General features: G+C 65.6%; 10 protein-coding genes and 1 pseudogene. 2 read left to right on the top strand and 9 right to left on the bottom strand.

Features of this window, described 5'->3' with window-relative positions; all coding sequences use genetic code 11:
- The first annotated feature begins 180 nt into the window (after positions 1-180).
- Positions 181-1,443 carry a multidrug effflux MFS transporter gene (locus HWX31_RS17370; RefSeq protein ID WP_174959863.1) on the top strand — a complete coding sequence of 421 codons (1,263 nt, stop codon included), beginning with the start codon at positions 181-183 and terminating at the stop codon, positions 1,441-1,443.
- Between the two features lie 15 nt (positions 1,444-1,458).
- On the opposite strand, the gene HWX31_RS17365 is transcribed toward HWX31_RS17370, so the two are convergent.
- From HWX31_RS17365 to HWX31_RS17325, 9 genes are all read right to left on the bottom strand, one after another.
- Positions 1,459-2,493, bottom strand: coding sequence for a GlxA family transcriptional regulator (locus HWX31_RS17365; RefSeq protein WP_174959865.1), 1,035 nt, complete (start codon positions 2,491-2,493; stop codon positions 1,459-1,461).
- 27 nt (positions 2,494-2,520) lie between these two features.
- Entirely contained in the window at positions 2,521-3,543 is a 1,023-nt protein-coding gene (locus HWX31_RS17360; RefSeq protein ID WP_174959867.1) for a LysR substrate-binding domain-containing protein, read from the bottom strand.
- Positions 3,544-3,671: 128 nt separating this feature from the next.
- Complete coding sequence (locus HWX31_RS17355; RefSeq protein ID WP_174959869.1) at positions 3,672-5,165, bottom strand: aldehyde dehydrogenase; 1,494 nt, start codon at positions 5,163-5,165, stop codon at positions 3,672-3,674.
- A 16-nt stretch (positions 5,166-5,181) separates the two neighbouring features.
- A complete protein-coding gene (locus HWX31_RS17350) occupies positions 5,182-6,513 on the bottom strand; it encodes an NAD(P)/FAD-dependent oxidoreductase (RefSeq protein ID WP_174959872.1) in 1,332 nt (443 codons plus the stop codon).
- Between the two features lie 14 nt (positions 6,514-6,527).
- Positions 6,528-7,415, bottom strand: coding sequence for a dihydrodipicolinate synthase family protein (locus HWX31_RS17345; RefSeq protein WP_174959874.1), 888 nt, complete (start codon positions 7,413-7,415; stop codon positions 6,528-6,530).
- Positions 7,416-7,551: 136 nt separating this feature from the next.
- Entirely contained in the window at positions 7,552-8,847 is a 1,296-nt protein-coding gene (glyA, locus tag HWX31_RS17340; protein ID WP_174959876.1) for a serine hydroxymethyltransferase, read from the bottom strand.
- 62 nt (positions 8,848-8,909) lie between these two features.
- Complete coding sequence (locus HWX31_RS17335; RefSeq protein WP_174959878.1) at positions 8,910-9,791, bottom strand: glycine betaine ABC transporter substrate-binding protein; 882 nt, start codon at positions 9,789-9,791, stop codon at positions 8,910-8,912.
- A 63-nt stretch (positions 9,792-9,854) separates the two neighbouring features.
- The gene (locus tag HWX31_RS17330) at positions 9,855-10,736 is read right to left on the bottom strand and encodes an ABC transporter permease (protein ID WP_174959880.1); all 882 of its coding nucleotides are present in this window, start codon (positions 10,734-10,736) and stop codon (positions 9,855-9,857) included.
- Positions 10,733-12,022 (bottom strand): quaternary amine ABC transporter ATP-binding protein, encoded by a 1,290-nt coding sequence (locus HWX31_RS17325; protein WP_174959882.1) that lies wholly within the window; start codon positions 12,020-12,022, stop codon positions 10,733-10,735. Before HWX31_RS17325 ends, HWX31_RS17330 begins: the two co-directional genes overlap by 4 nt.
- Before the next feature lie 555 nt (positions 12,023-12,577).
- On the opposite strand from HWX31_RS17325, the pseudogene glyA (HWX31_RS17320) reads away from it, so the two are divergent.
- A pseudogene (gene glyA / locus HWX31_RS17320) lies at positions 12,578-12,862 on the top strand (serine hydroxymethyltransferase); the annotation flags it as partial.

Genomic DNA, 12,862 nt, shown 5'->3' with positions numbered 1-12,862 from the left:
TTGTCGTCGAGGCGAACCGGCACCATGCCGGCGGCGTTCAACCTTTCCCGCTCCATGGGAATCCCGTCGATGTGCGCGGCAGCAGGCACAATACGGGGCATTAGTGCCGCCTACGCACCAGCGTTCGACGTTCGAACCGCGTGACGGCGCGCTGCCGGAATCCGCTCCTTCCCCGCTGTCATGACCGACTCAAGCCTCGACCGCGCCGCCGCACCCGCGCGCGCAACGAATTCACCGCGTTTCCTGTTGCTGCTGATCTGCCTGTTCGCGTCCGCCGGACAGCTCGCGATCGACATCTACGTGCCCGCGCTGCCCGCGATGGCCCGCTATTTCGCGACGTCGCCGCAGGCGATCCAGTCGAGCGTGTCCGGCTACCTGGCCGCCTACGCGTTCAGCCAGCTCGTGTTCGGGCCGGTCGCCGACGCCTTCGGGCGCAAGCGCGTGCTCGCGTTCGGGCTCGTCGTCTACACGATCGGCTGCCTGCTGTCGCTCGGCGCGACGAACCTGGAAACGTTCATCCTCGCACGCTGCCTGCAGGGCTTCGGCATCGCGACCACCAACCTGCTCGCGAAAACGATCATTACCGATTCGTTCACCGGGCAGGCGCTGATGCATGCGTTCACCTACATGTCGATCGCATGGGGGCTCGCGCCGATCGTCGCGCCGGTGATCGGCGCGCACCTGCAGACGTGGTTCGGCTGGCAGGCTTGCCTGGTGTTCCTGCTCGCGTACTCGCTCGTGATGTGGGCGCTGCTGTGGGGCTATCGCGAGACGCTGCCGCGCCGCGTGCCCCTCGCGCCGCGCACGCTGATGGCGAACGCCGGCAAGGTGCTGTCGAGCCCGGTGTTCCACAGCTGCTTCCTCGCGCAGGGGCTGTGCTACAGCATCCTGCTCGTGTTCAACATCGTCGGGCCGTTCATGGTGCAGACCACGCTTCACAAGCCGCCGACCTTTTTCGGCTATCTCGCGCTCGGCATCGGGATGATGTATTTCCTCGGCGGGCTGTCGAACCGCGTGCACGGCCCGCGTCTGCCGAGCGCCGAGCGGCGGCTGCAGCTCGGCGCGCGCGTGATGGCCGGCGCCGCGATCGCGATGCTCGTGCTGGCGCTGACGGTCGGCCTGCGCGTATGGACGCTCGCGACGCCCGTGCTCGTGATGGGGTTCTGCGCCGGCGCGATGTATCCGACGCTGATGGCGAAGGGCAATTCGCTGTTCCCGCACATCGCGGGCCTGACGAGCGCGATCCTCGGTTGCGCGCTGCTGCTGGTGTCGTCGGCGATGATGGGGCTCGCCGGCTTCGTGTCGGTGCAGGTGCTGACGCCGCTCGCGGTGTTCTTCGTGATCCTCGCGCTCACGGTCGTCGCGATGGTCGCGAAGCTGCTGCGCCATCTCGCGCAGATGCAGCCCGCGGCGGTCGTGCGCGGCGGCGGCGAGGTGGCTTAGGCGCGCGGAGCGAGGCTAGTCGGCAAGCGCCGTTTCCGCATCATGCGGCGGTCGCGCCGCGCGATACGCGTTCGGCGACTCCCCGAATTCCTTCCGGAACTCGCGACCGAGGTGCGACGCATCCGAAAACCCGCAGGACGTCGCGATATCGGCCACCGTGCGATCGGAACTCGTCAGCAGCCACGACGCCATCCGGATTCGAATCTGTCTCGCATACGCACGCGGCGATTGCCCCGTTTCCGTCGCAAACAGACGTTCGAGCTGCCGCACCGACACGTCGAGCCGCCCTGCAAGCTCGGGCTGGCTCAACGGCTGGCCGACGTGCTGCTCCATCAACAGGATGGCGCGCCTGACTTTCGGATGGGTCGCGGGCGCGAGCCCCGGAGGATGCGGCTGCGGCGCATGCCCTTTTTGCGCATCGTCCACCAGCAGGATGCGGAGCGCCTTCCGGACGATCGTGGCTTCCACGTGCCGCAGCAGGATGGCGGCCGCGACGTCGATCGACGCGCGCCCGCCGGAGCAGGTGATGCGCCGCCGGTCCACGACGAACAGCCGGTCGGCGACGAGGTTGCGCTCGTCGATGTTCGGGAAGCGCTCGACGAAGTCCCAGTAATGAAACCAGCTCACGCAGATGCGATAGCCGTCCATCACGCCGGCCCGCGCGAGCGCAAACGCACCCGTGCAGATGCCCACGAGCGTGGCCGACGTGTTGCCCATCGCGCGAATGAACGCCAATGTCGCGTCGCTCGCCGAGGGCCCCGAGTGCAGGAGCCCGCCCACGATGACGACGTAATCGAATGCCTGCGCATCGTCGAACGTCGTCCACGGCGTGATCTGGATGCCGCAGCTGGCGCGCACCGGAACGAGGTTTTCTCCGACGATGGTCCACGCGCATCGAACCGGCCTGCTCAGGTCGCCTTCATCGCTCGCGAGCCTGAGCAGGTCGACGAAGCCCGAGAAGGCCGTCAACGTGAAATTGGGCAGCAGCACGATGCCGAAGCGCAGGGGTCGTGAAGCCGCGGCCTGGGTGGCGATCGGGTGGCTAACCATGTGACTGCCTGCGTCGACGATCCGGCTTCATCGCTCGCTATCGGGCGACTTCGGGGCGACTTCGATGCCGGCGTCGAGCCATTCGCGCATCATCGCGCCGACTTCCTCGTCGAGCCAGTCGCGAAACTGCTGATACTCCGCGCGCAGCCGTGCGTTCTTGTGGGTGATCAGATAGTGATGACGGTCGCGGAACACGAGCACATCCGGCACCGGCCGCAGCAGGCGCCCCTGCTCGACCTGCCGATGCACGAGGTGATGCCAGCCCAGCAGCGTGCCCTCGCCCGCTTCGGCCTGCGCGACGAGCAGCCGGTAGTCGTTGCTCTCCAGATGCTTGTTCTCGACGATCGTGTCGGTGCCGTCGCCCTGCTGAAACCAGTTGCGCCACACGCGCCAGTCCACGTGCTCGCAAACCTGCGCACGCCCGAGCAACGAGAGGTTCAGCGTCGGGGGCGCCAGCAGGTCCAGCGGCTTCAGCGTCCTCCCGCGAAAATGCCGCTCGTGAAACGACGGGCTGCAAACCGGATAGACGATGTCATGGAACAGCGGCTCGACCTCGAACTCCGGTTCGCGCGGCGGGTTCTTGGTGATGATGACGTCGGGTTCCACGAGCTCGTCCAGCTCCATGAAATGCTCCGTCACCATCACGTGCAGGCGGATCTCCGGAAATCGCTCGCGGAACGCCGGGAGCCGGGACGACAGCCACAGCGCGGAAAACGTATGCGACACGCAGAGCGTCAGCGCGTGCTTGTCCGTGCGACGCACGGCCTCCGCCGCCTCGGCGATGTTCATGATCGACAGATACGACGCGTTGTAGAGGATGCGCCCGGCGTCGGTCAGCGCGATATGCCGGCCAGTGCGCTCGAATAGGGCGACGTCGAGGGAATCCTCGAGCTCCTTGATTTGTCTGCTGATCGCCGCCTGGGTCACGCACAGCACTTCGGCGGCCTGAGTGAAGCTCTCGTAGCGCGCCGCCGTCACGAAGCACCTCAGCGCCCGGAGCGACGGCATCTGCGCGAGGAGTCGGTCTGTAAATAATTGCTTCTTCGACATGGCTGTCACTCTCAAAACGGATACTCGCGACGCAGGCCGGAACGCTGTCCGTCGACACGCTCCGGCGCTGCCGGGAAACATCCCGCTATCGTGCCACGAGCCGCACCAGGGCGCATGCACTGCCGCCGTCAATCGAGCTTCAGCCAGGTGGTCTTCAACTCGCAATACTGGTCGTGCGCATAGACGGACTTGTCGCGCCCGCCGAATCCCGACTGCTTGAAACCGCCGAACGGCGTGGTGAGATCCCCCTCGCCGAAGCAGTTCACCGTCACGGTGCCCGCGCGAATGCGGGCCGCGATCTTGTGCGCGCTGTTGACGTTATCCGTCCACAGCGACGCGGCAAGCCCGTAGCACGTGTCGTTGGCAATGCGAACGGCGTCCTCGACGTCCTCGTATTCGATGAAGCAGACGACCGGCCCGAACACCTCGTCGCGCGCGATGCGCATGTCGGGCGTCACCTGGTCGAAGATCGTGGGCTCGACGAACCACCCGCCGGTTTCCGCGAGCGTCGCGCATCCGCCGCATACGACGCGCGCGCCCTCCGCCTTCGCCTGCTCGATATGGGCGAGCACCTTTTCGAAGTGCTTCTGCTCGATCAGCGCGCCGAGCTTCACGTCCGGGTCGAGCGGGTCGCCCGTCTTCCAGCCGGCGAGCACCCCCAGGACCTTTTCCAGCAGTTCCGCCTTCCGGTGCGACGGAACCAGGATCCGCGACCCGGCGCTGCAGTTCTCCCCCATGTTCCAGAACGCGGCCGCCACCGCCTGCTCGGCCACCGCATCGAGATTCGCGACATCGGGAAGAATGACCTGCGGATTCTTGCCGCCGCACTCGAGCACCACGCGCTTCAGGTTCGTGTCGGCCGAATAGTGCAGAAAGCGCTTGCCGGTGGCGGTCGAACCGGTGAACGCGACGAGGTCGACGTCCGGATGGCGCCCCAGCGCCTGCCCCGCGCCGTCGCCGAAGCCGGTGACGACGCTCAGCACGCCCGCGGGCACGCCGGCCTCGACGGCGAGATCGGCGATGCGCAAGGTCGACAGCGACGTCTGCTCGGCCGGCTTCACGATCACGCTGTTGCCGACGGACAGCGCCGGGCCGATCTTCCACGCCAGCATCAGCGCCGGGAAATTCCACGGCAGCACTGCGCCGACGACGCCGATCGGTTCGCGGGTAATCATGCTGACGACGCCCGATCCCGACGGCGACAGCGCGTCGTAGCGCTTGTCGGTCACTTCGGCGTGCCAGCGGATGCAGGCCGCCGACTCGGGAATGTCGAGCCCGAGACATTCGCTGATCGGCTTGCCCGCCTCCAGCGCTTCGAGAAGCGCCAGTTCGTCCGCGTGCGCGTCGATCAGCTGCGCCAGCCGAAGCAGCACCGCTTTCCGATGAGCCGGTGCGGCCTTCGACCACACGCCGGATTCGAATGCGTTCCGGGCAGCCGCGACCGCGCGATCCACGTCCTTTTCGTCGCAGCGGGCCACGTCGGCCAGCACCTTGCCCGACGCCGGGTTGAGGGTGCGGAACGTCTCGTTCGACGCGGCCGCGCACCGCTGCCCGGCGATGAACGCCCTGCCGTCGAGGACCAATGCTTCCGCCTTCTGTTTCCATTCCTGATGAGTCGTCATTTGCTTTCCTTACGATTCAAAGCTCGGCCCCAGCCGAGAATTCCTTCGCCCAGATCGCGGCCGATACCGCCACGTCGACGATCGGCCGGACCGGCAGCGAACGCGGGTGCGGCTGGTTCAGCCGTTGCCGCACGAGTTCGCTCGACTGGCCCAGCGCGTACTCGGCGATGAGCTTGCCGGACGACGATCCCCGGCTCAGGCCGAGGCCGTTGCATCCGACCGCTTCGAAGACGCCGTCGTCCCGGCGCCCGAACAGCGCGCCGTTGTTCGCGGACAGGCACAGCGGCCCGCCCCACGTGTATTCGAGCTCCACCCCTTTCAGCATCGGAAATCGCCGGTCGAACGAGCGCTGATGCAGGCTCTTCGCCTTCGCCAGATCGGCCGGCGACACCTCCAGCCCCGGCCGGAACGCGAAATGGTTGCGCACGCAGATGCGGTCCGTCGCCAGACGACGCACGGTCGTGCCCATCGGGTCCGCGGGGATCAGCGACCACGATCGCGTGCCGCCCAGCCGCCTGACTTCGTCCGCGTTCATCACGCGAGTCATCGACGCGAACGTATAAACGGGCAACAGGCCGTTCGGATGCATTCCGAACGTCGCCGCGTAAGCATTCGTGCAAAGCACCACCTGCTTCGCGACGAGCTTGCCGCGCGCGAAATGCAGCACCTTGGTGTCGCCGCGATGCTCGATTTCCGTCACGGCGCTCAGTTCGAACACCCGCACGTTTTCCGGCAGCGCCGCCGCGAGGCCACGCATCAGCGCGGCCGGCTGTACCGTGCTGCAGCCCGGCGTGAACAGCGCGCCGCGATAGAAATCGGTGCCGGTCACCGCGCGGATCGCCGCACCGTCGAGCCATTCGAATGCTTCGCCGATCCTGGCCAGGCCGTCCGCGAAATGTTCGAGCGTCGCCTCACCCTTGCGGTTGACCGACGCATGAAACTTGCCGTCGTCCCGCCAATCGCAATCGATGCCGTGCCGGCGCACGATCGCGCGCACGTAGTCGATCCCGTGGCGCTGGAACCGCACGTCGGCCTGGTCCTCCTCGACGCTGCGCGAATAGCTTTCGCTGCTGATGTCGTGCGGCAAGTCGACGAAGAATCCGGAATTCCGTCCGGCCGTCGTGCGTCCGATGCGGTCCGCCTCGACGAGTGCGATCGACGCGTCGGGCGCGAGCTCGGCCAGCCGCCGGGCGGCGCACAGTCCGGTAATGCCGCCGCCCACGACGACCCAGTCGTAGCGGCGCTCGGACGACACCGTTTCGGCGGGCATGGGCGGCGGCAGGCTTTCCCACCAGCCGTTGACGCCGTCAGGCGCGGGAAACCGCGCGAATTCCAGATTCGAGGCCATGGTGCGTTGGTGCGTTACTGAACGTGGCGGAACAGCGGCTTCACGAGCTCGGCGAACGCGCGGCGCTCGTCGTCCGACAGCGTGCCGAGCGGCGCGCGCGCCGCGCCGACCGGCATCCCTGCCAGCTCGCAGCCGCATCGCACGTATTGAATGAACTTGCCGCTGCGCTCGAGCAGCTCGAGCACCGGCAGAAGCTGCGCCATCAACTGGCGCCCCGTTTCGAAATCGCCGCGTTTCACGCATGCGTCGTAAAGCGCGGTATGCGCTTCGGGCAGGAAATTCGACGCGCCCGCCACCCAGCTTTTCGCTCCCCATACGAAGAACTCGAGCGCCTGGTCGTCCATCCCGCAGCTGAGCACCAGCTTGTCGCGGAAATGCGTGGCGAGATGGTGCAGGTGGCCGATGTCCCCCGTGCTTTCCTTCATCGCGACGAAGTTGGGCCGCTCGAGCACCGCGGCGAGCACGCCGTCGCCGATTGCCGTTCCCGTGCGAGCCGGGAAGTTGTACAGCATGATCGGCATGTCGAGCGCGTCGTCGACCTTCAGAAGATGGGCCAGCAGCTCGTCCTGGGTCGGCTGCGCGTAATACGGCGCGGCGACCAGCAATGCCGACAGCCCCGCACGCTTGGCCTCCTGGCCCAGGCGGATCACTTCGTTGGTGGTGGTCGCGTTGATGCCGGCCGTCAGGAACGTCTTGCCCCCTGCCGCTTCGGCAACGGTATTGAACGTCCGGACCCGCTCGTCGAAACTCAGCGCATAGTATTCGCCCGTGGTGCCGCCGATGCCGAGACCGGACACGCGGCCCGCGAGGTCGGCCGCGTGGCGGCCGAGCAATTCGTGATCGATCTCGCCGTCCGCCTGAAAAGGTGTGACCAGCGGGGTATGCACGCCCTCGAAGCTCATTTCGATTCCTCTCTTCAATAAGTGCGTCAGCGCCTCTGTTCACCCGCCCGTACCTTGTGCGGCGCGGGGCGGGACGCGAAGGACTGACAGTTCGACTGACAAATGGGATACCTAAAAATCCGCTCGGCACTGTGACTTAAGCATATGCCTCCCCGTGCGCATGGATCGGAAACTGGCTGCACAGGTCGCGCACGCGGCTTCGCACCGCCCGCTCGACTTTCTCGTCGCCGTTCGGATCGCGTTCGACTGACGAAAGGACCTCGAGAATCATCTCGCCGATCTGCTCGAACTGCGCGGCGCCGAACCCGCGCGTCGTGCCGGCCGGCGTTCCGAGCCGGATGCCGGACGTGACGGCCGGGTTTTCTGCGTCGAACGGATTGCCGTTCTTGCTGCACGTGATGCCCGCGCGCTCCAGTGCCTTTTCCGCCAGCGTGCCGGCGACGTGCGTCGCGCGCAGGTCGACCAGCAGCAGGTGGTTGTCGGTGCCGCCCGTAACCAGGCTGAGCCCGCCGTCCTTCAGCACGTTGGCGAGCGTCTGTGCGTTGCGCAGCACCTGATCGATATAGGCGGTGAATTCGGGGCGAAGCGCTTCGCCGAAGGCAACGGCCTTGACCGCGATCACGTGCATCAGCGGCCCGCCCTGCAGGCCGGGAAACACCGCCGCGTCGACTTTCTTCGCCATGTCGCCGCGGTTCGTGAGAATGAAGCCGCCGCGCGGTCCGCGCAGCGTCTTGTGCGTGGTGGACGTCACGATGTCCGCAACCCCGACCGGATTCGGATGCCTGCCGGCCGCGACGATTCCCGCGATGTGCGCCATGTCCACCATCAGCAGCGCACCGACGCTGTCGGCGATGGCGCGGAACGCCGCAAAATCGAGCGCGCGCGGATACGCGGAACAGCCCGCGATGATGAGCTTCGGGCGATGCTGCGCGGCCAGCCGGCGCACCTGGTCGTAATCGATGCGCAGCGTCGCCTCGCTCACGCCGTACTGCACGGCGTTGAACCATTTCCCCGAGAGCGCCGCATGCTCGCCGTGCGTCGGATGCCCGCCCGCGTCGACGGACATCCCCATCACCGTATCGCCGGGATTGAGCAGCGCGAACATGACGGCGCCGTTCGCCTGCGCCCCCGAATGAGGCTGCACATTCACGTATTCCGCTTCGAACAGCGCCCGCGCGCGGTCGATCGCAAGCGCCTCGATCCGGTCGACGTGATCGCAGCCGCCGTCATGGCGCCTCGACGGATATCCGTCCGCGTACTTGTTGGCCAGCACGGTGCCTTGCGCTTCCATGACCGCGGCCGACGCGATGTTTTCGGACGCGATCAGTTCGATCCGGGTTTGCTGGCGACGCAATTCCAGTGCGATCTCCGATGCGATGACGGGATCGCGGCTCTGCAGCGTTTCGGAAAAAAAGCGTGCGTTCTCGTTCACGGGGTCACTCCGCCGGGCGGGTCGTCATGTCGGGCATGTCCTGCAACACTGCCGATGCCGTGTTACTGCTGCAGCCAGGCGTTCACCTTGTCCGGATGCGCATCGACGAACTTCTTCGCCGCGGTTGCATAGTCGTTCGTGCTGTTTCCTTCGAACTCGATCGCCTCGACGTCGGCGAGCGTCAGCTTGAAGTGCTTGAAGAACACGTCGGCGCGCGGAAACTTGCCGGCGAACTGCTTCGACGCGAACGCGTGCACCTGCTCTTCACCGCCCAGCGCGCCCTTCGGGTCCTTGAGATAGCGCATCTGCCACTTCTGGAACAGCCAGTGCGGGCTCCAGACCGTCGCCACGATCCACTGCTTCGACTGATAGGCGCGCGACACCCCCGCCAGCATGCCGGCCTCGCTCGAAGCCTGGAGGTTGTATCCGTCCAGGTTGTAGGCCTTGATGGTCTTTTCGGACGCCTGCATCAGGCCGCCGCCCGGCTCGATGCCCTGCACGGTTCCATTCAGCCTGCTCTTGACTTCCGGCTTGCCGAGGTCGGAAATCGACGCAAGCTCGGATTCGGGAATGTACTTCGGCACCGCCCAGCCGTTCTTGCCTCCCGTATAGATGACGCCGACGTCATCCATGTCGTTCTTGTACTTCGCGTAGTAGGTCGCGTGGGTCACCGGCAGCCAGCCGCCCACCATGATGTCCAGGTCGCCGCGCGCCACGCCCTGATACTGGATGCCGATATCGGCCTGCACGAACTGGACGGGCTGCTTGAGCTTCGTCTCCAGCACGTACTTGGCCACGTTGGCGACTGCCAGCACATCCGCCCAATTCGTCACCGCCACCTTGATCGGCTCGGCCGCCGCGGCCGGCCCGCTGCCGACGCCGAACGCAACGACCGCCGACACCATCAGTTTCGCAACAAGCGACTGGAATGCATTGCTTTTCATACAGTACTCCTTCTTAATCAACCGATTCACCGAGAATGCTCGCGACCTCACCAGCAGGATCGATCAGGTTCGCACCGCGCCGCCTGCGCTCGACTTCTTCACCCGCCCGGCCAGCCGGGACTTTTTCGCCTTCACGCCGAAGCTCTCCGTCAGACGGTCCAGCACGATGGCGAGCAACACGACGCCGAGGCCGCCTTCGAACCCGATCCCGATATCGAGGCGCTGGATGCCGCTCAGCACGTACTCGCCCAGGCCGCCTGCGCCGATCATCGATGCGACCACCACCATCGACAGCGCCATCATGATCGTCTGGTTCACGCCCGCCATGATCGACGGCAACGCGTTCGGCAACTGGATCTTCCACAGCAGTTGCCAATCGGTGCTGCCGAACGAGCGCCCGGCCTCCATCAGTTCCTCGCGCACCTGCCGGATCCCCAGCGTCGTCAGGCGCACGACGGGCGGCATCGCGAACACGATCGTGGCAATCACGGCCGGCACCCGGCCCAGCCCGAACAGAATGACGGCCGGAATCAGGTAGACGAACGCGGGCATCGTCTGCATGAAGTCGAGCAGCGATCGCAGCACCACGCCGACCCGGTTGTTCCGGGCGCCCCAGATGCCCAGCGGCACGCCGATCACCAGGCTGAAGACCGTCGCGGCCGTGACGAGCGCCAGCGTGGAGACGGTCTGCGTCCACAAACCCATGTAATGGATGACGAGAAGCGCCAGACCGACGAACACCGAAAACACGACGCCGCGGCGCCACAATGCGAGCCCGACCAGGATGACGAGCATCGCGGTGAACGGAATCGCCGCGAGCCCGTCTTCGAGCAGCTTCACCACCGTGCCCAGCCCGGCCGAGAACGCATCGAATCCACCACGAAAATGTTGAAACAGGAAGTTGACGACGCTCTCCGCGAACTTCCCGATGACCGACGCGTTCATGCCGCCCTCCGTTCCATCATCTGTTTGAGTATTGCCCGGCACGACACCACGCCGGCGAACCGGTCGGCCGCATCGGTGACGGGCACGTCATGCTGCTGGTTCAGCGCGATGGCCGCCAGCTCATGCAGGTCCGTTTCCATCGACACCCTGTCGACGTCATGAAGGAAGGCCTCCCGGATCGGACGGCTCCCGCATTTGTGCAGCGTCGCCGCCGTGACGCAGCCCAGATACCGGCCGGCTTCGTCGCACACGTAGCCGCATTCCGCGCCGCTATCGATGAGCTGGTCGAGGTAGCGCTCGGACGGCGCGCCGGCATCGCACGAAATCAGCCCGCGCTCGACCCTGGTCAGCAGGCTCGACGCCTTGAGGAAGCGCGACACGTCGACATTGCGGAAGAAGTCCCGCACGTACTCGTCCGCGGGCGACTGGATGAGTTCGGCAGGCGTGCCGACCTGAATCAGGCAACCGTCCTTCATGATGCCGATCCGGCCGCCGATCTTGACGGCCTCTTCGATGTCGTGGGAGATGAAGACGATCGTCCGCTGCTCTTCCTTTTGCAGGCGCAGCAGTTCGTTCTGCATTTCGAAGCGAATCAGCGGGTCCAGCGCCGAAAAAGCTTCGTCCATCAGCAGCACGGACGGATTCACGGCCAGCGCACGGGCCAGGCCCACCCGCTGCTGCATGCCGCCGGACAGCTCGCTCGGCAGCAGCTTCTCGTACGAGCCCAGGCCGACCCGCGTCAACGCGGCGCGCGCGATGTCGTAGCGCTGCGCCTTCTTCACGCCGGCCACCTCGAGCCCGTACGCGATGTTGTCCAGCACGGTGCGGTTCGGCAGCAGTGCGAACGACTGGAACACCATCGCCATCTTCTGCCGGCGAACGTCGCGCAGCTCCGGCGTCGACATCGGCGCGATATCGCGGCCTTCGAGGATGACCTGACCGGACGACGGTTCGATCAGCCGATTGAGCAGACGAACCAGCGTCGATTTCCCCGAGCCCGACAGCCCCATGATGACGAAGATTTCGCCCGCCTTGACGCTCAGGCTCACGTCGTTGACCGCGACCATGTTGCCGGTCTCGGCGAAAATCTCGTTGCGCCCGAGCCCCTGCTTCATCAGCTCGACTGCGCGCTCGGGTTTCGGGCCGAAGATCTTCGACAGGTTCCGGACCGTCAGAATGTCGGTTCCGGACACGGCAACGGGCCGGGCCGACGACGGCGCGGCGTCCGTGTCGATTGCGCGTTGCGGCAATACGTTGCCCGGCGCGTAGGTCAGATTCGGGGTCATTCGGTCATCCCAACTGGCTGTTCAGGAAATTGAAGCGCGCGGCTTCCGCGGTATCGGAGGTTTTCGTGGAAGCTTGCGTCGAAATCAGGCCATGCCGGCCACGAGATCGCACGAATCACCGCCTGTCGCTCGATGATTGGAATATTCGAGCTGATATTCGTCTCCGTCAGGTGGTTAATGCATGGATTGCAGCGTATCAAGCCAAATTGCGGCATCCAGCTACATTTTCTGCGCCCTTTCCCATACCTTTGGTAATGCATGCGATGCGCGCGGCGCTTGCCCCGGCATCTGGCAGCATGGCGTCCGACGCGCAAAGCCAATGCCGGCGCGGCGCTGCGACGAAAGACGCGACGCCGCGCGGCCGTCTGCGGCGCGAACGGTGATATCGGCCGGAAAGCGCGCTTTAGGGGAAAGTCCCGAGGAAGCCGCGCATTTCAACGCGGCCGGACACACAACGTCCCACTGATTTGTCGCAATCGTTCTAGCGGAAGCGTCGCCGGTCTTTTCAAATGATGGCGTCTCGCGATCTCTCTTCACTCGTCATTGGAAAACGACATGTTCAATCGAGCCGCCAGTACCGTCGAAAACATCGATCCCGAAGTCTTTGCAGCGATCGAGCAGGAAAACCGCCGCCAGGAAGATCACATCGAGCTGATCGCGTCGGAAAACTACACGAGCCCGGCCGTGATGGCCGCGCAGGGCTCGCAGCTCACCAACAAGTACGCCGAAGGCTACCCGGGCAAGCGCTACTACGGCGGCTGCGAATACGTCGACGTCGTCGAGCAGCTCGCGATCGACCGCGTGAAGGAACTGTTCGGCGCCGAAGCCGCGAACGTCCAG

The organism is Burkholderia ubonensis, from assembly GCF_902833085.1.
GTDB classification, from domain to species: domain Bacteria; phylum Pseudomonadota; class Gammaproteobacteria; order Burkholderiales; family Burkholderiaceae; genus Burkholderia; species Burkholderia ubonensis.
This window is presented reverse-complemented; position numbering and strand designations above follow the sequence as displayed.

What these genes read in the sequence shown, in the direction of transcription:
- HWX31_RS17370 (WP_174959863.1), top strand. Translation starts at nt 181, where the DNA reads ATGACCGACTCAAGCCTCGACCGCGCCGCCGCACCCGCGCGCGCAACG.
- HWX31_RS17365 (WP_174959865.1), bottom strand. Translation starts at nt 2,493, where the DNA reads ATGGTTAGCCACCCGATCGCCACCCAGGCCGCGGCTTCACGACCCCTG.
- HWX31_RS17360 (WP_174959867.1), bottom strand. Translation starts at nt 3,543, where the DNA reads ATGTCGAAGAAGCAATTATTTACAGACCGACTCCTCGCGCAGATGCCG.
- HWX31_RS17355 (WP_174959869.1), bottom strand. Translation starts at nt 5,165, where the DNA reads ATGACGACTCATCAGGAATGGAAACAGAAGGCGGAAGCATTGGTCCTC.
- HWX31_RS17350 (WP_174959872.1), bottom strand. Translation starts at nt 6,513, where the DNA reads ATGGCCTCGAATCTGGAATTCGCGCGGTTTCCCGCGCCTGACGGCGTC.
- HWX31_RS17345 (WP_174959874.1), bottom strand. Translation starts at nt 7,415, where the DNA reads ATGAGCTTCGAGGGCGTGCATACCCCGCTGGTCACACCTTTTCAGGCG.
- HWX31_RS17335 (WP_174959878.1), bottom strand. Translation starts at nt 9,791, where the DNA reads ATGAAAAGCAATGCATTCCAGTCGCTTGTTGCGAAACTGATGGTGTCG.
- HWX31_RS17330 (WP_174959880.1), bottom strand. Translation starts at nt 10,736, where the DNA reads ATGAACGCGTCGGTCATCGGGAAGTTCGCGGAGAGCGTCGTCAACTTC.
- HWX31_RS17325 (WP_174959882.1), bottom strand. Translation starts at nt 12,022, where the DNA reads ATGACCCCGAATCTGACCTACGCGCCGGGCAACGTATTGCCGCAACGC.